An 18,523-nucleotide genomic window follows, 5' to 3' on the forward strand; every position below is an offset into this window, starting at 1 on the left:
CCGGTGGTTACAAGCAGTCTTCGGTGGAGCGGTAGTTCAGTCGGTTAGAATACCTGCCTGTCACGCAGGGGGTCGCGGGTTCGAGTCCCGTCCGTTCCGCCACTTATTAAGACATCAAGCCTGCCTTTTAGGCAGGCTTGATGGTAAGAAACTTTAGGGGCGTAGCTCAGTTGGTAGAGCACCGGTCTCCAAAACCGGGTGTCGCGAGTTCGAGTCTCTCCGCCCCTGCCATATAGAATCCTTTGCTTCGGCAAAGGATTTTTTTTGCCTGTAATACGACAAATACCTCTTCTAATAAAGAAGCCTGCATCTCTGCAGGCTTTTTGCGTTAGTCCATGATATTGATTTTTAGAAGATCTTTAATCTGCGACTGCTTATCGCTGTTCTGCAGCCAAATAGCATATAACGGTCTGGAAAGCGTCGTGGAATCTGCGACGGTATGCAGACCCGGTCTGCTGTCTGCCCAGCGAGTAGGTAGCCAGGTGCAGCCCTTTAATAAAGGCAGCTGCTGGCAGGCAATCTCCGCAGAGCTTGTTGTTAACTGGGGGACATCATCGCTGGCAATCAACCCAGACTCATGTTGCTGAAAATCCGGGCCCCATTCCAGACGCAGATAATTCAGGTCGGCTTTCATCATTGATGGCTCAGAAGCATAAAGCGCAAGACCAAACTGCCCTACGATCTGGCTGCTAAATTCGTCCATCTTGGGGGCTTCGGTCGTGATCAGAAGATCCAGTTGGCGCTCATGGAGTTGCTTAACCAGCGACTGACGTTGCGCAATTCTGGCCTCAAATTGCAGATGCCCGTGTGAATGATACAACCGACTCAACCATTGACTGAGCATGCATTCCCACAGGGATGCGCTGGCCCCAATTGAGAATTCATTGTGTCTTGAGGTATGCGCAACCTCTTTACGCGCCGCTTGCCAGGTGTTCATCAATGTCTCCGCATACGGAAGCAGTTTTTCACCGGCAGGCGTGAGGCGGATATTGTTGCGATGGCGGGTAAAAAGATTCACACCCAGTTGATTTTCCAGCTGTCGAATACGAAAACTGACTGCTGACTGCGTCAGGTAAAGGGCTTCAGCGGCTCGCCCGAAGTGACGCGTTCTGCTCACTTCAAGGAAAGTTTTTAGCAATTCCGTATCCACATCTTTCTCCACAAAATTATTTGTCGTTATGATTTAAATGTTTTGTTTTACACTCTGTCAAGCGTAACTAATACTCCGCGCCATAAATAGCTCGGCCAAAGAATTAGGAGCGTGTAGGATGGCGGAAAGCTTTACGACGACTAATCGTTTTTTCGACAATAAACATTATCCGCGCGGGTTCTCTCGTCACGGCGATTTCACCATCAAAGAAGCTCAACTGCTTGAGCGCCATGGTTATGCCTTTAACGAGCTGGATCTGGGTAAGCGTGAACCTGCTACCGAAGACGAAAAACAGTTTGTTTCTGTGTGCCGTGGTGAGCGTGAGCCGCAGTCTGAAGCAGAACGTGTATGGATCAAGTATATGGCACGCATTAAGCGTCCAAAGCGCTTCCATACGCTGTCTGGCGGTAAGCCGCAGATGGAAGGTGCAGAAGACTACACCGAGTCTGACGACTAAGATGGTGAGAAGGGGCTACGGCCCCTTTTTTATGCCAGCAACTTCTGTAGATGCAGCAGCAAGCGGTCGATAGCGCGATAGCTCAGCGCTTCCTGCAAATGTTTCCTTTCAATGTCAGTACAGCCCTCCACGTCAGCAATGGTTCTGGCCACTTTCAACAGACGCTGCCACGCGCGTATGGACAGCCCAAACCGCGTCAACGTCTCTTCCAGCCACCCCGCATCCTCACCGTTAAGTGAACAAAACTGTCGGATCCCGGCATTATCCAGCCGCGCATTCAGTCTGTTCTGACGAGCATACTGTCGCGCCTGCGCCGCGATAACCCGCTCGCGAACATTCGCAGAGCTTTCACTCTGTATACCCGTCTGCCTGAGTATGCCAGGCGGTGGAAGCGGGATTTCCAGTGATAAATCGAAACGATCGAGGAACGGGCCGGACAGCTTTCCCAGATAGCGCAGCGTCTGCTCTGGCGTGCAGCGGTTATGATTCCCCTGATAGTGTCCCGTGGGGCTGGGGTTCATCGCCGCGACGAGCTGAAACCTGGCGGGATAGCTTAGTTTGGCACGCGTGCGTGAGATATGTATCTCGCCGGATTCAATGGGTTCCCTCAGTGCATCCAGCACGCGGCGCTCAAATTCAGGCAGCTCATCGAGAAACAGAATGCCATTGTGCGCCAGTGAGATCTCACCCGGCCCCGGAATAGACCCACCGCCGACCATTGCCGTCAGTGAAGCGCTATGATGCGGGGAACGAAAAGGACGTCGGCGCCACTGTTTTTGCAGCGACGTAGAACCGATCAGGCTATATATGGCGGCGCTTTCCAGCGCTTCATGATTATTAAGCGGTGGGAGCAACCCACTCAACCTGCTCGCCAGCATGGTTTTACCCGTACCCGGTGGGCCAATCAGCAGAAGATTGTGTCCACCCGCTGCCGTGATCTCCAGCGCCCGTTTCCCTTGCTCCTGTCCCATGATCTCGCTGATATCCTCTGGTACATCCGTTACCTCATCGTCACACTCTTCCGGTTCGGACAGCTCATGTCGCCCTTCCAGCCAGGCACACACTTCCTGAAGATGCCCCGCTATAAGGCATCCCTTTTCTGCAATAAGACTCACTTCTGATGCGTTTTCATTGGCGACAATGATTTGCCGCCCTGCACGGATTGCCTCCAGCGCTCCGGATATTGCACCGGGAACGCCTCTTAACGCGCCTGTGAGCGCGAGTTCGCCCACGAACTCGTACGAGCCTAGCCTGGTTGTATTAAGCTGCTCAGAAGCCGCGAGAAGCGCAATCGCGATAGGTAAATCGTATCGTCCCCCCTCTTTGGGTAGATCGGCGGGGGCAAGGTTGATGGTGATCTTCTTCGCGGGGAAGGTATAACCGCTATTTATTATTGCGCTGCGAACGCGATCCCTCGCCTCTTTAACCGTCGTTTCCGGTAGCCCGACAAGCGTGAGTCCCGGCAGCCCATTACTCAAATGAACCTCTACGGAAATCAGCGGTGCCTTCACCCCGAGAGCCGCACGCGTATAAACAACTGACAGTGACATTTGCACTACCTCCTGGTGTGACTATGTCAGCGCATGTATTGTCTTTTTAGCGTCATTTTGTGAATTTAAGGCACCTGTTCAGGTATTTTCACGCCGTATTCATACCATTGCATAATCATGGAAGCCTTCTCGCAGAACGTGAAAAACCGCGTTTTGACGCTGTAGTCCGCCGTGAAAAAAATGAAAAATATTCATTTTCTATTTTCCTCATATAAAACAACGATTTTAAGAAATATGATTTGCTGGCTAATCAAGTGAGCCATAAATAAATCTTGTGTTTGTTTTGAATTCTGTGATAACTCTTTAGGTATTCCTTCGAACAAGATGCAGAAAGAACTGAAAATGACAGCCCTTCTACGAGTGATTAGCCTGGTCGTGATTAGCGTGGTGGTGATTATTATCCCACCGTGCGGGGCTGCACTTGGACGAGGAAAGGCTTAGAAATCAAGCCTTAACGAACTAAGACCCCCGCACCGAAAGGTCCGGGGGTTTTTTTATGACTAAAAAACGTAAACGAGGAGCAGAGTATGACGACTAGCACAAAATTCTGTTTCTCCAGATTTATGACGGGGAACTAACTATGAATGGGGCACAATGGGTTGTACATGCGTTGCGCGCGCAGGGAGTAGAAACCGTATTCGGTTATCCGGGTGGCGCAATTATGCCGATTTACGATGCACTGTATGACGGCGGCGTGGAACACCTGTTGTGCCGACACGAGCAGGGTGCAGCGATGGCGGCCATTGGTTACGCCCGTGCCACAGGCAAAACCGGTGTCTGCATGGCCACTTCAGGCCCAGGCGCAACTAACTTAATCACCGGTCTTGCGGATGCCCTGCTGGATTCCGTTCCCGTTGTCGCCATCACCGGGCAGGTGGCGTCTCCGTTCATCGGTACCGATGCTTTCCAGGAAGTCGACGTCCTTGGTTTATCGCTGGCCTGCACCAAACACAGCTTCCTCGTCCAGTCTCTGGAAGAGCTGCCGCGCGTAATGGCTGAAGCATTTGAAGTCGCGAATTCTGGTCGTCCTGGTCCGGTTCTGGTCGATATCCCGAAAGATATCCAGGTGGCACCTGGCGATCTGGAACCCCACTTCTCTACCGTTGAAAGCGACAATGCGTTTCCGGATGCGGAAGTTGAAGAGGCCCGTCAGATGCTGGCGCAGGCGAAACAGCCGATGCTGTACGTCGGCGGTGGCGTCGGCATGGCACAGGCCGTTCCAGCCCTGCGCGAATTTATCGCAACAACGCAGATGCCAGCGACCTGCACGTTGAAAGGTCTGGGTGCCGTAGACGCGAACTACCCATACTATCTGGGCATGCTGGGGATGCACGGCACCAAAGCGGCAAACCTGGCGGTGCAGGAGTGCGATCTGCTCATCGCCGTAGGCGCCCGTTTTGACGACCGCGTCACCGGCAAGCTGAATACCTTTGCGCCGAACGCCAAAGTCATCCATATGGATATCGACCCGGCGGAGATGAACAAGCTGCGTCAGGCGCACGTCGCGCTGCAGGGCGATCTCAACGCGCTGTTACCGGCACTGCAGCAGCCGCTGGATATCAACGCGTGGCGTCAGCACACCGCAGACATGCGCACTGAGCACGCCTGGCGTTACGACCATCCCGGTGAGGACATCTACGCGCCGCTGCTGTTGAAGCAGCTGTCCGACCGTAAACCGGCTGACAGCGTCGTCACAACTGACGTAGGCCAGCACCAGATGTGGTCCGCGCAGCACATGACCTACACCCGCCCGGAAAACTTCATCACCTCCAGCGGGTTAGGGACGATGGGCTTCGGTCTGCCAGCAGCCGTTGGCGCGCAGGTTGCCCGCCCGAACGATACCGTTATCTGTATCTCCGGTGACGGCTCCTTCATGATGAACGTTCAGGAGCTCGGCACCGTTAAGCGTAAGCAGTTGCCGCTGAAAATCGTCTTGCTCGACAACCAGCGTTTAGGGATGGTTCGCCAGTGGCAGCAGCTGTTCTTCCAGGAGCGTTACAGCGAAACGACTCTCACCGATAACCCCGATTTCCTCACCCTGGCCAGCGCCTTTGGCATCCCTGGCCAGCACATCACCCGTAAAGATCAGGTTGAAGCGGCGCTCGACACCATGCTGAACAGCGATGGGCCTTACCTGCTTCATGTCTCAATCGACGAACTCGAGAACGTCTGGCCGTTGGTACCGCCTGGTGCCAGTAACTCACAAATGATGGAGAAATTATCATGATGCAGCATCAGGTCGCCGTACAGGCTCGCTTCAACCCAGAAACCTTAGAGCGCGTTTTGCGCGTGGTGCGTCATCGTGGTTTTCAGATTTGCTCTATGAATATGGAAACGGCCACAGACGCCCAGAACATCAGTATCGAATTAACCGTTGCCAGCCCGCGGTCGGTCGACTTACTGTTTAGCCAATTATCAAAACTGGTAGACGTTGCCCATGTTGCCATCTGCCAGAGCACAACCACATCACAACAAATCCGCGCTTAAGCGTGACAGGACGAAAAAATGACGACAAAAAAAGCTGATTACATTTGGTTCAACGGTGAGATGGTTCGCTGGGAGGACGCGAAGGTCCACGTGATGTCCCACGCGCTGCACTACGGTACCTCCGTGTTTGAAGGCATCCGTTGCTACGACTCTCACAAAGGACCAGTGGTGTTCCGCCATCGCGAACACATGCAGCGTCTGCATGACTCAGCCAAAATTTATCGTTTCCCGGTTTCTCAAAGCGTTGATGAGCTGATGGAAGCCTGTCGCGAAGTGATCCGTAAAAACAACCTGACCAGCGCCTATATTCGTCCGCTGGTCTTCGTGGGCGACGTCGGCATGGGCGTGAACCCGCCAGCCGGTTACAACACCGATGTGATCATTGCCGCGTTCCCATGGGGTGCCTACCTGGGTGCTGAAGCCCTGGAGCAGGGGATCGACGCAATGGTCTCTTCCTGGAACCGCGTGGCGCCAAACACCATCCCGACAGCCGCGAAAGCGGGCGGCAACTACCTTTCTTCCCTGCTGGTCGGTAGCGAAGCGCGCCGCCACGGCTATCAGGAAGGTATCGCCCTGGACGTGAACGGCTACATCTCTGAAGGCGCGGGTGAAAACCTGTTTGAAGTAAAAGACGGCATCCTGTTCACGCCGCCGTTCACCTCGTCCGCGCTGCCGGGCATCACCCGTGACGCCATCATCAAGCTGGCGAAAGATCTGGGTATCGAAGTGCGCGAGCAGGTGCTGTCCCGCGAATCGCTGTATCTGGCCGATGAAGTGTTCATGTCCGGTACCGCGGCTGAAATCACGCCAGTGCGCAGCGTAGACGGTATCCAGGTGGGCGAAGGCCGCTGTGGCCCGGTCACCAAACGTATTCAGCAAGCGTTCTTTGGCCTCTTCACCGGCGAAACAGAAGATAAATACGGCTGGTTGGATCAGGTTAATCACTAAGTATAAATTTGGGACGGCACGCACCGTCCCATTAAATAGTCAGACGGGAGTAAATAAAGCATGCCTAAGTATCGTTCAGCCACCACCACCCACGGCCGTAATATGGCGGGTGCCCGCGCACTGTGGCGCGCCACCGGAATGACCGACGCCGATTTCGGCAAGCCGATTATCGCCGTGGTGAACTCCTTCACCCAGTTCGTACCGGGCCACGTGCACCTGCGCGATCTCGGCAAGCTGGTTGCCGAGCAAATCGAAGCCTCCGGCGGCGTGGCGAAAGAGTTCAACACCATTGCGGTGGATGACGGTATCGCGATGGGTCACGGGGGCATGCTCTATTCACTGCCGTCGCGTGAGCTGATCGCCGACTCGGTTGAGTACATGGTTAACGCCCACTGCGCCGATGCGATGGTCTGCATCTCCAACTGCGACAAAATCACCCCGGGGATGCTGATGGCCTCCCTGCGCCTGAATATTCCGGTGATCTTCGTCTCCGGCGGTCCAATGGAAGCGGGGAAAACCAAGCTCTCCGACAAAATCATCAAGCTCGACCTGGTCGATGCGATGATCCAGGGTGCGGACCCGAAAGTCTCAGACGAGCAGAGCGACCAGGTTGAGCGCTCCGCGTGTCCGACCTGCGGCTCCTGTTCCGGTATGTTTACCGCCAACTCCATGAACTGCCTGACCGAAGCGCTGGGTCTTTCTCAGCCGGGTAACGGCTCGCTGCTGGCGACCCACGCCGACCGCAAACAGCTGTTCCTTAACGCCGGTAAGCGCATCGTTGAATTGACTAAACGCTACTACGAGCAGGACGATGCCAGCGCGCTGCCGCGCAACATCGCCAGCAAAGCCGCGTTTGAAAACGCCATGACGCTGGATATCGCCATGGGCGGTTCCACCAACACCGTTCTGCATCTGCTGGCCGCCGCGCAGGAAGCCGAAATCGACTTCACCATGAGCGACATCGACAAGCTGTCCCGTAAAGTGCCGCAGCTGTGTAAAGTCGCGCCGAGTACCCAGAAATATCATATGGAAGACGTACACCGCGCGGGCGGCGTGCTGGGCATTCTGGGCGAGCTGGATCGTGCGGGCCTGATGAACCGTGAAGTGAAAAACGTGCTCGGCCTGACGCTGCCGGAGTCGCTGGACCAGTACGACGTGATGCTGACCAAAGACGACGCGGTGAAAAAAATGTTCCGCGCGGGTCCTGCCGGTATTCGCACCACCCAGGCGTTCTCCCAGGACTGTCGCTGGGACACCCTGGATGATGACCGCGCTGAAGGCTGTATCCGCTCGCTGGAGCACGCCTACAGCAAAGACGGCGGTTTGGCCGTGCTGTACGGTAACTTTGCGGAAAACGGCTGCATCGTGAAAACCGCAGGTGTGGACGACAGCATCCTGAAATTTACCGGTCCGGCGAAAGTGTACGAAAGTCAGGATGAAGCAGTAGACGCTATCCTCGGCGGTAAAGTGGTGGCAGGCGACGTGGTCGTCATTCGCTACGAAGGGCCGAAAGGCGGTCCGGGCATGCAGGAGATGCTCTACCCAACCACCTTCCTGAAATCCATGGGCCTCGGTAAAGCCTGCGCGCTGATCACCGACGGACGTTTCTCCGGCGGCACCTCCGGCCTCTCTATCGGCCACGTTTCGCCGGAAGCGGCAAGCGGCGGCAACATTGCGATCATCGAAGACGGCGATCTTATCGAAATCGACATTCCGAATCGCGGCATTCAGCTCAAGCTGAGCGATCGGGAAATTGCGGCCCGTCGTGAAGCGCAGGAAGCCCGCGGCGACAAAGCCTGGACGCCGAAAGACCGCCAGCGTGAAGTCTCCTTCGCCCTGCGCGCCTATGCGAGCCTTGCCACCAGTGCAGATAAAGGCGCGGTGCGCGATAAATCTAAACTTGGGGGCTAATGATGGCCGAGTCACAACCCTTATCCGCCGCTCCCGAGGGGGCGGAATATCTGAGAGCGGTGCTACGCGCGCCGGTCTATGAAGCCGTGCAGGTCACGCCCCTGCAGAAAATGGAAAAACTCTCGTCGCGCCTCGACAATGTCATTCTGGTGAAGCGCGAAGACCGTCAGCCGGTGCACAGCTTCAAGCTGCGCGGCGCCTACGCGATGATGGCCGGGCTGACCGACGAGCAGAAAGCGCGCGGCGTGATTACCGCCTCGGCGGGCAACCACGCCCAGGGCGTGGCGTTCTCGTCTGCCCGTCTGGGGCTGAAAGCGCTGATCGTGATGCCGGTCGCTACCGCAGACATCAAAGTTGATGCGGTCCGCGGTTTCGGTGGTGAAGTGCTGCTCCACGGGGCTAACTTCGACGAAGCAAAAGCCAAAGCGATTGAGCTGGCGCAGCAGCAGGGTTTCACCTGGGTGCCGCCGTTCGACCACCCGATGGTGATTGCCGGGCAGGGCACGCTGGCGCTGGAACTGCTGCAGCAGGATGCCCATCTCGACCGCGTGTTTGTGCCGGTCGGCGGTGGCGGCCTCGCGGCGGGCGTCGCGGTGCTGATCAAACAGCTGATGCCGCAGATCAAAGTCATCGCCGTTGAAGCGGAAGACTCTGCCTGCCTTAAGGCGGCGCTGGATGCGGGTCATCCGGTAGACCTGCCGCGCGTCGGGCTGTTTGCCGAGGGCGTGGCGGTGAAGCGCATTGGGGATGAAACCTTCCGCCTGTGCCAGGAATATCTCGACGACATCATCACCGTCGATAGCGACGCCATCTGCGCGGCGATGAAAGATCTGTTCGAGGATGTGCGTGCGGTGGCGGAACCTTCCGGCGCGCTGGCGCTGGCGGGCATGAAAAAATACATCGCGCAGCATAATATTCGCGGCGAGCGTCTGGCGCACGTGCTGTCTGGTGCAAACGTGAACTTCCACGGCCTGCGCTACGTTTCCGAGCGCTGCGAGCTGGGTGAACAGCGTGAGGCGCTGCTGGCGGTGACCATTCCGGAAGAGAAGGGCAGCTTCCTGAAGTTCTGCCAGCTGCTGGGCGGCCGTTCGGTGACGGAGTTTAACTACCGTTTTGCCGATGCAAAAGACGCCTGCATTTTTGTCGGCGTGCGTCTGAGTCGCGGCGTGGAGGAGCGCAAAGAGATCCTCAACCTGCTGCATGAGGGAGGCTACAGCGTGGTCGATCTCTCTGACGACGAGATGGCAAAGCTGCACGTGCGCTACATGGTCGGCGGGCGTCCATCGAAGCCGCTCAAGGAACGCCTGTTCAGCTTTGAGTTCCCGGAATCGCCGGGCGCGCTGCTCAAGTTCCTGCATACTCTTGGAACACACTGGAACATCTCTTTGTTCCACTACCGCAGCCACGGCACCGACTACGGCCGCGTGCTGGCGGCATTTGAACTGGGCGAGCACGAGCCGGATTTCGAAACGCGGTTGAACGAGCTGGGCTACGAGTGCCATGACGAAACCCACAACCCGGCGTTCCGCTTCTTCCTCGCGGGCTAAGGGTTGAGCTGCGTGTAGGCTGGGTAAGCGCAGCGCCACCCGGCTTTAGTGGTTCGGCAATATCTTCCAGAACGCATCAATAAGCGGCTCATGCAGCCGCTTTTTTTGTGCGCACACGCCAAGCTCAAACGGCGTTTTCTCGTCGCTGCGCTCTAAAATCATCACGCGATTGCGCACCGGCTCCGGGCTGTTGTCCAGCACCACTTCCGGCAGCAGCGCCACGCCGCAGCCCAGCGCCACCATCGACACCATTGCCTCATGGCCGCCGACCGTGGCGTATATCGATGGGTTGCTGATCTTCTGACGACGGAACCACAGCTCAATGCGGCGGCGAACCGGGCCCTGATCGGCCATGATAAACGGCACCGTGGACCAGTCCGGTTTTTCCACCGACACCTGATTACGCACCGGGCAGGGCAGCGCCGGGGCAATCAACACCACCGCCAGATTTTCCAGCATGGAGAACGCCACCGCGCCCGGCAGGGTTTCGGGTTTCCCGGCAATGGCGAGATCTGCTTCGCCCGTCACCACTTTTTCCATTGCGTCGGCGGCATCGCCGGTGGTGAGCTTAATTTCGACCGACGGATGCGCCGCGCGGAAGCGGTCGAGAATGGGCGGCAGATGGCTATAGGCGGCGGTCACGGAGCAGAAAATATGCAGCTCGCCGGAAAGCGACGGCCCTTGCTGGTCGATGGTGTGTCGCAGCTGCTGGTACTGCAACAAGGTCTGCTGGGCAAAGACGCGCAGTTCTTCACCGGCTTCCGTCAGCGTGACGGTGCGGTTATCGCGCACGAACAGCGGCTGGCCGAGGTCTTCCTCAAGGCGCTGGATCTGGCGCGAAAGCGTGGAGGGGCTGACGTGCATCGCCCGGGCGCTGCGGCCAAAGTGACGGCTTTCCGCCAGGTGCAGGAACATTTTCAGATCGCGTAAATCCACCGATTCCACTCCCTCTTTTTACATTGCAAAAACTGCAACATGACGTTGTGAATATATCAATTTCCGCAATAAATTTCCTGTTGTAATGTGGGTACATTCTCGCTGAAACGCGAACCGAACAATAAGACACACAACATCACGAGGTATCACCCATGGCTAACTACTTTAATACACTGAACTTGCGCCAGCAGCTGGCGCAGCTGGGCAAATGCCGCTTCATGGCGCGCGACGAATTTGCCGATGGCGCGAGCTACCTTCAGGGTAAAAAAGTGGTCATCGTCGGCTGTGGCGCACAGGGTCTGAACCAGGGCCTGAACATGCGTGACTCCGGGCTGGATATCTCTTACGCCCTGCGTAAAGAAGCGATTGCCGAAAAGCGTGCTTCCTGGCGTAAAGCGACCGAAAACGGCTTCAAAGTGGGTACCTACGAAGAGCTGATCCCGCAGGCGGATCTGGTGGTTAACCTGACGCCAGACAAGCAGCACTCAGACGTTGTGCGTTCCGTACAGCCGCTGATGAAAGACGGCGCGGCGCTGGGTTACTCCCACGGCTTCAACATCGTTGAAGTGGGCGAGCAGATCCGTAAAGACATCACCGTAGTGATGGTGGCACCGAAGTGCCCGGGTACCGAAGTGCGTGAAGAGTACAAACGTGGCTTCGGCGTGCCGACCCTGATCGCGGTTCACCCGGAAAACGATCCGAAAGGCGAAGGCATGGCGATTGCCAAGGCATGGGCAGCGGCAACTGGCGGCCACCGTGCGGGCGTTCTGGAATCGTCCTTCGTTGCTGAAGTGAAATCTGACCTGATGGGCGAGCAGACCATTCTGTGCGGCATGCTGCAGGCCGGTTCTCTGCTGTGCTTCGACAAGCTGGTGGAAGAGGGTACCGACCCGGCCTACGCGGAAAAACTGATTCAGTTCGGCTGGGAAACCATCACCGAAGCGCTGAAGCAAGGTGGTATTACGCTGATGATGGACCGTCTGTCCAACCCGGCAAAACTGCGTGCTTACGCGCTGTCTGAGCAGCTGAAAACCATCATGGCACCGCTGTTCCAGAAACACATGGATGACATCATCTCCGGCGAATTCTCTTCCGGCATGATGGCGGACTGGGCGAACGACGATAAAAACCTGCTGACCTGGCGCGAAGAGACCGGTAAAACCGCGTTTGAAAACGCTGCACAGTTCGACGGCAAAATCAGCGAGCAGGAGTACTTCGATAAAGGCGTACTGATGATCGCGATGGTGAAAGCAGGCGTTGAGCTGGCATTCGAAACCATGGTGGACTCCGGCATCATCGAAGAGTCTGCGTACTATGAATCACTGCACGAGCTGCCGCTGATCGCGAACACCATCGCCCGTAAGCGCCTGTATGAAATGAACGTGGTTATCTCTGATACCGCAGAATACGGTAACTACCTGTTCTCTTACGCTTGCGTACCGCTGCTGAAAGAGTTTATGACCACTCTGCAGGCAGGCGATCTGGGCAAAGCGATTCCAGAAGGTGCGGTTGACAACGCGCAGCTGCGTGACGTAAACGACGCGATCCGCAGCCACGAAATCGAGAAAGTGGGCCAGAAACTGCGCGGCTACATGACCGATATGAAGCGTATCGCGGTAGCAGGCTAAATCGACGAATCGGGTGGCGAAAGCCACCCGACATGTTTCAGCTACGCAGTACTGCGCCGGGGTATCCCAGCTGGCGCCACGCCTCATACACCACCACCGACACCGCATTCGACAGATTCATGCTGCGGCTGTCCGGCATCATAGGAATACGAATTTTTTGCTCGGCTGGCAAGGCATCAAGAATGGTGGCTGGCAGGCCGCGCGTTTCCGGGCCAAACATCAGATAATCCCCGGCCTGATAGCTAACGGCGCTGTGCGCTGGGGTGCCTTTGGTGGTCAGGGCGAACATGCGCTGCGGTTTTTCGGCTTCCAGAAACGTGGCGTAATCGTGATGGCGAACGACGGCAGTAAATTCATGGTAATCCAGCCCCGCGCGACGCAGGCGCTTGTCGTCCCACGTGAAGCCCATCGGCTCAATGATATGCAGGCGAAAACCGGTGTTGGCGCACAGTCGGATGATGTTGCCGGTATTGGGTGGAATTTCTGGTTCGAATAAAACGATGTTAAGCATGCTGCCCCCTTAATTGCGGGGGCAGAATAGCAGAAAAGAGCGGGACTACGCGACGCTGGTTTCCTGCGCGCGGCAGCGCAGCATTTTGTAGCAGGTTGCCGCAGCGGCCACCAGGGCGGGCACGCTGAGGATCATTAAAATACTGTCTGCCTGCCACTGCATAGAAAGAAGCTGGGCGCTGGTCATGGTTCCCGCCACGCCGCCAAAGCGGCCGATCCCCTGCATCCAGGCGATACCCGTGGCGCGGCACTCGGTAGGATAAAAGGTGGCCGCCAGGGTTTGCATTCCGGACTGTGCGCCATTCATTGCGATGCCCATCAGGAAAATTAACCCGCCAAACAGAACGATATGGTTATGCTCAATGCCCAGCAAAAGAATGAGGCCCATTGTCAGCACGAAGCCGCCCGCGACTACCTTGTGCGCTTCCCAGCGGTCCATCATCCAGCCCGCAAGCAGAATACCTGCGGTACCGCCGAAGGTGAACAGCGAGGTGAGCCAGGCCGATTCCGCCAGTGCATAGCCCATGCCCTGCATCAGCGTCGGCATCCAGCTCAGCAGGACGTAGTAAATAACCAGTCCCATAAAGTAGGTCACCCACAGCATCAGGGTGCCGGGTAACCAGGGTTGGGAGAAAAGCTGCGCTACGCTCCCTTTCTTAGAGACGACCTTCTCTTCCGCGAGGAAAAAGCCCGTGACGCCATCCAGCGTGCTGCGCGCGAACCGGCTAGCGATGCGGCGAATCTGCATGACGTCTTTCCCGCGCTGCACCAGAAACTTCACCGACTCCGGTAAAAGCAGCGCCAGCAGCAGCGTTAAAATGAGCGGCGCAATCGCACCGGTCAGCAGCACGCTTCGCCAGCCATGGTGAGGAATAAGCCAGGAAGAGATCGCGCCGCCGCCTGCCGCACCCAGAGGAAAGCCGCAGTACATGGTATTAATGGCCATGGCGCGGCAGCGCTGAGGGGCAAACTCGGAGATCAGCGTGATGGCGTTCGGCATCGCGGCACCGAGCCCCAGGCCTGTCAGAAAACGCCATAGCGTCAGGGTATTCAGGCTTTGTGCCCAGGCCGTGCCCAGACTCGCCAGGCCGAAGAACAGACACGAAAAGACCAGCACGCGTTTGCGTCCCACTTTGTCGGACACCGGGCCAGCAATAAGCGCCCCCAGCGACAGCCCCAGCAGCGCCGCACTCAGTACCGGCCCCAGATCCTGTTTATGTATTCCCCATTCGGCCGACAGCGTCGGTGCAATGTAACCCATCGCGGCGGTATCGAAACCATCGATCGCCAAAACCAGAAAGCCCAGCACAATCAGAAGCCAGTGAAACCCTGAAAAGCGACTTTCATCGATCACCTGCTGAATATCCACCCGACCTGAATACGTCATACGATCCCCTCTGAAGTGATGTTGTTTTTGTGCTCTTGTATTTGCTTGTCTATACAATTGCGGAGGGGCGGGTTGTGTCAAATTTTCTTATCTAATATGTTAACTGGATGTTATTTTCGACAAAAAAAGCGCCCGAGGGGGAAATCGGACGCATGAAAAACAAAGGTTAACAGGAGAAGATCAGGCCGCGTTTCCTTGAGAAAGCGGGGCCAGCGCAGCAGGCAGTTTACTGAGTTCCTGCACCAGCGAATCCTTGCTAATTTCGCTAATCGTCTTCGCACCGGTCAGCGTCATCGCCACCTTCATCTCTTTCTCGATCAGGTTCAGCAGGTTCGCCACGCCCGCCTGACCGCTGGTGGCCAGCGCGTAAAGGTACGCACGACCCAGCAGCACGCTGTCTGCCCCCAGTGCAATCATGCGTACCACGTCCAGCCCGTTACGAATGCCGCTGTCGGCCAGAATCGCGATGTCCCCTTTCACCGCATCGGCGATGGCGGGCAGCGCGCGGGCAGAAGAGAGCACGCCGTCGAGTTGGCGTCCGCCGTGGTTAGAGACCACGATCCCGTCCGCGCCGAAGCGCACTGCGTCGCGGGCATCTTCCGGATCGAGGATCCCTTTGATCACCATCGGGCCGTCCCAGAATTCGCGGATCCACTCCAGGTCTTTCCACGAGATGGACGGATCGAAGTTATTTGCCAGCCAGCCGATGTAATCTTCCAGTCCGGTTGGTTTACCGAGATAGGTCGAAATATTTCCCAGATCGTGTGGACGTCCGTTCAGACCCACATCCCACGCCCACTGCGGGTGGGTGACGGCCTGCCAGTAGCGGCGCAGCGCGGCGTTTGGGCCGCTCATGCCGGAGTGCGCATCACGGTAGCGCGCGCCAGGCGTCGGCATATCGACGGTAAACACCAGCGTGGAGCAACCCGCCGCTTTCGCGCGCTCCAGCGCGTTACGCATAAAGCCGCGATCGCGCAGGACGTACAGCTGGAACCACATCGGGCGCTTGATGGTCGGGGCGACCTCTTCAATCGGGCAGACGGACACGGTGGAAAGCGTAAACGGAATGCCTTTCGCATCCGCGGCGGCGGCGGCCAGCACTTCGCCACGACGGGCGTACATACCGCACAGGCCTACGGGCGCGAGCGCCACCGGCATGGAAAGCGTCTCGTTGAATAGCCTTGTCTCAAGGCTCAGGTCAGACATATTTTTCAGCACGCGCTGGCGCAGGGCCACTTCTGACAGATCCTCCACGTTGCGGCGCAGGGTGTATTCGGCATACGCCCCGCCGTCGATGTAGTGGAACAGGAAAGGGGGCAAAATGCGCTGCGCCGCGGCGCGATAGTCACTGGCTGCTGAAATAATCATGCTTTGTTCTCCCTGGAAATATCGTTGTCGCCAGGCAGACGGGTAATGCGCGCCTGTCGGGCCTGATCTTCATCGAATCGTTTAATGGTGGTGTGCACGAAGCCGAGATGCGCCATCATCGCCTTGCGCGCGGCCTCGGCATCGCCCGCCAGAATGGCGTTGAGCACCGCCTCGTGCTGTTCGGTTAGCTGAGCAAAAACCGGCGGGACCAGATACATACGCTGGCGGCTCTGCTTTACGGAGGACTGCAGCAGGTCGAAGAACCCGCGCATGGTCTGCAGCAGAACCACGTTGTGCGACGCCTCGGCAATCGCCAGGTGAAACCGCACGTCCGCCTGCGAGGCGATGTCCGGATCGCTGCTTTGCGTGGCTTCGAAACAGGCTTTGAGCTTCTCTTTGTCGGCCTCGGTTGCCCGCATTGCCGCGTGCCACGCGGTGCTGGTTTCGATGGCGTGACGCGCTTCAAGGATGTCAAAGCTGTAGTCCGGGTCGTTTTCCATCAGCGTTTTCAGCGGCTGGACGATATTTTGCTCGGACCAGTCATCATGCTGCCAGCGCACGAAAGTACCGCCGCCGCGACGGCTCAGCAGCACCCCTTCGTTAACCAGCGTCGCCAGCGCCTCGCGCAGTGAATTGCGCGACACGCCAAGCTGGGCGGCAAGCTGGCGTTCGGCGGGCAATTTCATGCCCGCTTCCAGATGTTGTTCTTCAATCAGCGCCCGCACGCGAGTGGCAATCTCGTCGGAGAGGCGTCTGGGCATCACTATCATGGAATCATCCAGGTTAAGACATAGGCCTGCAGCGTGGTAATAACGCCCACCATGCAGGTAAATATCAGGCTGTGTTTAACGGTAAAGCGGAACAGATCCGACTCTTTACCCACCAGTCCCACCGCGGCACAGGCAATGGCGATGGACTGCGGGGAAATCATCTTCCCGGTCACGCCGCCGGTGGTGTTAGCGGCGACCAGCAGCACGTCCGACACGCCAATCTGCTGCGCTGCCGTCGCCTGCAGGGCGGCAAACAGGGCGTTTGATGAGGTATCTGAACCGGTCAGGAACACGCCCAGCCAGCCGAGGAACGGCGAGAAGAAGGTAAACGCGTGGCCGGTATGCGCCAGGGCTAACGCCAGCGTCGAAGACAGGCCGGAGTAGTTCGAGATAAACGCGAACGCCAGCACCATGCCGATGGAGTAGATCGGCAGCATCAGCTCTTTAATCGTTGCCGCAAAGGTCTGCACTGCGGCGGCAGGCTTCATGCGCAGCCACACCACGGAAAGGATAGCGGCAAACAGAATGGCCGTGCCGGTAGCGGAGAACCAGTCAAATTTGAACACCGCAGCGTACGGCGTGGCGTCGTGCACCACCGGCGGCATACGCGCGACCATCTTGTCGAGGAACGGCACGGAGATGTTAATCACCATGTCGTACAGCGCGCCGCCAGGAGCGAACAGCGCTTTAAACGGTGGAACGCTCCACAGCGTCACGGTGGCGGTCAGGAACAGAAACGGTGACCAGGCGCGGACGATCTGCCCGGCCGTATAGCCCGTGCGGGCCAAAGTCTGGTCCACATGTGAGGCACCCATATCGGCAAAGCGGAAGATGCGCACCGGCTGCCAGCGTTTCAGGAACAGCGTCAGACAGACCAGCGACACCAGGGAAGAGATAATGTCTGGCAGTTCAGGGCCGAGGAAGTTGGAACTGAGATACTGGGCAATCGCGAACGAACCGCCCGCCACCATCACCGCGGGCCAGGTCTCTTTCACGCCGCGCCAGCCGTCCATAATCGCCATGATCCAGAACAGCACGATGATGGTCAGGAACGGCAACTGGCGGCCCACCATCTGGCCGATCTCAAAGCTGTCCAGCCCGGTCACCTGTCCGGCCACCAGAATCGGGATCCCCATCGCGCCGAAGGCTACCGGCGCGGTATTCACAATCAGGCACAGGCCCGCGGCATACAGCGGGTTAAAGCCCAGACCCACCAGCAGCGCCGCGGTGATCGCCACCGGTGCGCCAAATCCTGCTGCCCCTTCCAGAAACGCTCCGAAGGAGAAGCCGACGATCAGCATCTGCAAACGCTGGTCCGGCGTGATGGAGAGAATAGACGAGCGAATGATGTCGAACTGCCCGGTTTTTACCGAGATTTTGTAGACAAAAACGGCGGCGATGATGATCCACGCAATCGGCCAGAGTCCGTAGAAGAAGCCATAGACGACGGAGGCCAGCGCGCGATCGACCGGCATTTTGTAGAAGAACAACGCCACCATCAGGGCGATGGCAACGGTATACGTCGCGGCGAGGTAGCCCTTCAGCTTGAGCTTAATCAGCGCAAAGAAGAAGAACAGAATCGGAAGCGATGCGATCAGGCTCGACAGCCAGATATTCCCGGCCGGATCGTAGTTTTGTTGCCAGAGGCTCATGCAGGTCTCCTGGGGACCACACAGTTAGCGTTGCGGGTGAGTCTCCGCTCATCTCTGCGTCACAATCTGTGTAAAAGTGGTCCTGCCAATGTTGTGTTGTAGGGTTAATGACAATGAATGGTTAACCAAATGTTATGGGTGGGCAATGGGTTTGTGAGCGAAAATAATGGAATTGTGAACCAGGGAAGGAAGAAAAGGGGAATTGGTTGGGCCAATTTGAAG

At 57.3% G+C, this 18,523-nt stretch carries 17 protein-coding genes and 2 tRNA genes; 11 read left to right on the forward strand and 8 right to left on the reverse strand.

What is annotated here, in order from left to right; genetic code table 11:
* The first annotated feature begins 25 nt into the window (after positions 1-25).
* Together ACTJJA_RS22900 and ACTJJA_RS22905 are read left to right on the forward strand one after the other, a co-directional pair.
* Positions 26-102, forward strand: a tRNA-Asp gene (locus ACTJJA_RS22900).
* 53 nt (positions 103-155) lie between these two features.
* Positions 156-231, forward strand: a tRNA-Trp gene (locus tag ACTJJA_RS22905).
* Positions 232-328: 97 nt separating this feature from the next.
* On the opposite strand, the gene hdfR is transcribed toward ACTJJA_RS22905, so the two are convergent.
* Positions 329-1,150 (reverse strand): HTH-type transcriptional regulator HdfR, encoded by an 822-nt coding sequence (gene hdfR, locus ACTJJA_RS22910; protein ID WP_182402035.1) that lies wholly within the window; start codon positions 1,148-1,150, stop codon positions 329-331.
* A 118-nt stretch (positions 1,151-1,268) separates the two neighbouring features.
* Between hdfR and ACTJJA_RS22915 the strand changes: the two genes are divergently transcribed.
* Entirely contained in the window at positions 1,269-1,607 is a 339-nt protein-coding gene (locus tag ACTJJA_RS22915) for a DUF413 domain-containing protein (RefSeq protein WP_008501577.1), read from the forward strand.
* Between the two features lie 29 nt (positions 1,608-1,636).
* On the opposite strand, the gene ACTJJA_RS22920 is transcribed toward ACTJJA_RS22915, so the two are convergent.
* Positions 1,637-3,157, reverse strand: a complete 1,521-nt coding sequence (locus ACTJJA_RS22920) for a YifB family Mg chelatase-like AAA ATPase (protein ID WP_440669274.1) — start codon at positions 3,155-3,157, stop codon at positions 1,637-1,639.
* Between the two features lie 342 nt (positions 3,158-3,499).
* On the opposite strand from ACTJJA_RS22920, the gene ilvL reads away from it, so the two are divergent.
* The 7 genes from ilvL (at position 3,500) to ilvA (ending at position 10,050) form a co-directional block, all read left to right on the forward strand.
* A complete protein-coding gene (gene ilvL, locus ACTJJA_RS22925; protein WP_001311244.1) occupies positions 3,500-3,598 on the forward strand; it encodes an ilv operon leader peptide in 99 nt (32 codons plus the stop codon).
* An 86-nt stretch (positions 3,599-3,684) separates the two neighbouring features.
* Positions 3,685-3,735 carry a peptide IlvX gene (gene ilvX / locus ACTJJA_RS22930; protein WP_166792073.1) on the forward strand — a complete coding sequence of 17 codons (51 nt, stop codon included), beginning with the start codon at positions 3,685-3,687 and terminating at the stop codon, positions 3,733-3,735.
* Between the two features lie 2 nt (positions 3,736-3,737).
* Positions 3,738-5,384 carry an acetolactate synthase 2 catalytic subunit gene (gene ilvG, locus ACTJJA_RS22935; protein ID WP_440669275.1) on the forward strand — a complete coding sequence of 549 codons (1,647 nt, stop codon included), beginning with the start codon at positions 3,738-3,740 and terminating at the stop codon, positions 5,382-5,384.
* Positions 5,381-5,644, forward strand: coding sequence for an acetolactate synthase 2 small subunit (gene ilvM, locus ACTJJA_RS22940; RefSeq protein ID WP_006179206.1), 264 nt, complete (start codon positions 5,381-5,383; stop codon positions 5,642-5,644). Before ilvG ends, ilvM begins: the two co-directional genes overlap by 4 nt.
* Before the next feature lie 18 nt (positions 5,645-5,662).
* Complete coding sequence (ilvE, locus tag ACTJJA_RS22945) at positions 5,663-6,592, forward strand: branched-chain-amino-acid transaminase (protein ID WP_014885677.1); 930 nt, start codon at positions 5,663-5,665, stop codon at positions 6,590-6,592.
* A gap of 60 nt (positions 6,593-6,652) precedes the next feature.
* Complete coding sequence (gene ilvD, locus ACTJJA_RS22950) at positions 6,653-8,503, forward strand: dihydroxy-acid dehydratase (RefSeq protein WP_421511229.1); 1,851 nt, start codon at positions 6,653-6,655, stop codon at positions 8,501-8,503.
* 2 nt (positions 8,504-8,505) lie between these two features.
* Entirely contained in the window at positions 8,506-10,050 is a 1,545-nt protein-coding gene (ilvA, locus tag ACTJJA_RS22955) for a threonine ammonia-lyase, biosynthetic (RefSeq protein WP_010436672.1), read from the forward strand.
* 45 nt (positions 10,051-10,095) lie between these two features.
* Here the strand turns inward: ilvA and ilvY are convergent, their stop codons facing one another.
* Positions 10,096-10,986, reverse strand: a complete 891-nt coding sequence (gene ilvY, locus ACTJJA_RS22960) for an HTH-type transcriptional activator IlvY (protein ID WP_010436673.1) — start codon at positions 10,984-10,986, stop codon at positions 10,096-10,098.
* A 152-nt stretch (positions 10,987-11,138) separates the two neighbouring features.
* On the opposite strand from ilvY, the gene ilvC reads away from it, so the two are divergent.
* On the forward strand, positions 11,139-12,614 hold the full coding sequence (gene ilvC / locus ACTJJA_RS22965; protein WP_440669276.1) for a ketol-acid reductoisomerase: 1,476 nt from the start codon (positions 11,139-11,141) through the stop codon (positions 12,612-12,614).
* Positions 12,615-12,651: 37 nt separating this feature from the next.
* Here the strand turns inward: ilvC and trmL are convergent, their stop codons facing one another.
* The 5 genes from trmL to lldP form a co-directional block, all read right to left on the reverse strand.
* Positions 12,652-13,125 carry a tRNA (uridine(34)/cytosine(34)/5-carboxymethylaminomethyluridine(34)-2'-O)-methyltransferase TrmL gene (gene trmL / locus ACTJJA_RS22970; RefSeq protein WP_440669277.1) on the reverse strand — a complete coding sequence of 158 codons (474 nt, stop codon included), beginning with the start codon at positions 13,123-13,125 and terminating at the stop codon, positions 12,652-12,654.
* 45 nt (positions 13,126-13,170) lie between these two features.
* Positions 13,171-14,511 (reverse strand): MFS transporter, encoded by a 1,341-nt coding sequence (locus tag ACTJJA_RS22975; protein WP_440669278.1) that lies wholly within the window; start codon positions 14,509-14,511, stop codon positions 13,171-13,173.
* A gap of 180 nt (positions 14,512-14,691) precedes the next feature.
* Positions 14,692-15,879: an FMN-dependent L-lactate dehydrogenase LldD gene (gene lldD / locus ACTJJA_RS22980; protein WP_440669279.1), complete on the reverse strand. Its 1,188-nt coding sequence runs from the start codon at positions 15,877-15,879 to the stop codon at positions 14,692-14,694.
* Positions 15,876-16,649 (reverse strand): transcriptional regulator LldR, encoded by a 774-nt coding sequence (gene lldR, locus ACTJJA_RS22985; protein ID WP_010436677.1) that lies wholly within the window; start codon positions 16,647-16,649, stop codon positions 15,876-15,878. Before lldR ends, lldD begins: the two co-directional genes overlap by 4 nt.
* Positions 16,646-18,301, reverse strand: a complete 1,656-nt coding sequence (lldP, locus tag ACTJJA_RS22990; protein ID WP_010436678.1) for an L-lactate permease — start codon at positions 18,299-18,301, stop codon at positions 16,646-16,648. The genes lldR and lldP overlap by 4 nt, the downstream gene beginning before the upstream one ends.
* Positions 18,302-18,523: the final 222 nt, after the last annotated feature.

This window comes from Enterobacter sp. 22452 (assembly GCF_052045065.1).
In the GTDB taxonomy this organism is placed as follows: Bacteria; Pseudomonadota; Gammaproteobacteria; order Enterobacterales; family Enterobacteriaceae; genus Enterobacter; species Enterobacter mori.

Bases quoted from the DNA above. Each gene is read 5' to 3' on its own strand.
- ACTJJA_RS22915 (WP_008501577.1), top strand. From the start codon at position 1,269: ATGGCGGAAAGCTTTACGACGACTAATCGTTTTTTCGACAATAAACAT.
- ACTJJA_RS22920 (WP_440669274.1), bottom strand. From the start codon at position 3,157: ATGTCACTGTCAGTTGTTTATACGCGTGCGGCTCTCGGGGTGAAGGCA.
- ilvL (WP_001311244.1), top strand. From the start codon at position 3,500: ATGACAGCCCTTCTACGAGTGATTAGCCTGGTCGTGATTAGCGTGGTG.
- ilvG (WP_440669275.1), top strand. From the start codon at position 3,738: ATGAATGGGGCACAATGGGTTGTACATGCGTTGCGCGCGCAGGGAGTA.
- ilvM (WP_006179206.1), top strand. From the start codon at position 5,381: ATGATGCAGCATCAGGTCGCCGTACAGGCTCGCTTCAACCCAGAAACC.
- ilvE (WP_014885677.1), top strand. From the start codon at position 5,663: ATGACGACAAAAAAAGCTGATTACATTTGGTTCAACGGTGAGATGGTT.
- ilvD (WP_421511229.1), top strand. From the start codon at position 6,653: ATGCCTAAGTATCGTTCAGCCACCACCACCCACGGCCGTAATATGGCG.
- ilvA (WP_010436672.1), top strand. From the start codon at position 8,506: ATGGCCGAGTCACAACCCTTATCCGCCGCTCCCGAGGGGGCGGAATAT.
- ilvC (WP_440669276.1), top strand. From the start codon at position 11,139: ATGGCTAACTACTTTAATACACTGAACTTGCGCCAGCAGCTGGCGCAG.
- trmL (WP_440669277.1), bottom strand. From the start codon at position 13,125: ATGCTTAACATCGTTTTATTCGAACCAGAAATTCCACCCAATACCGGC.
- ACTJJA_RS22975 (WP_440669278.1), bottom strand. From the start codon at position 14,511: ATGACGTATTCAGGTCGGGTGGATATTCAGCAGGTGATCGATGAAAGT.
- lldD (WP_440669279.1), bottom strand. From the start codon at position 15,879: ATGATTATTTCAGCAGCCAGTGACTATCGCGCCGCGGCGCAGCGCATT.
- lldR (WP_010436677.1), bottom strand. From the start codon at position 16,649: ATGATAGTGATGCCCAGACGCCTCTCCGACGAGATTGCCACTCGCGTG.
- lldP (WP_010436678.1), bottom strand. From the start codon at position 18,301: ATGAGCCTCTGGCAACAAAACTACGATCCGGCCGGGAATATCTGGCTG.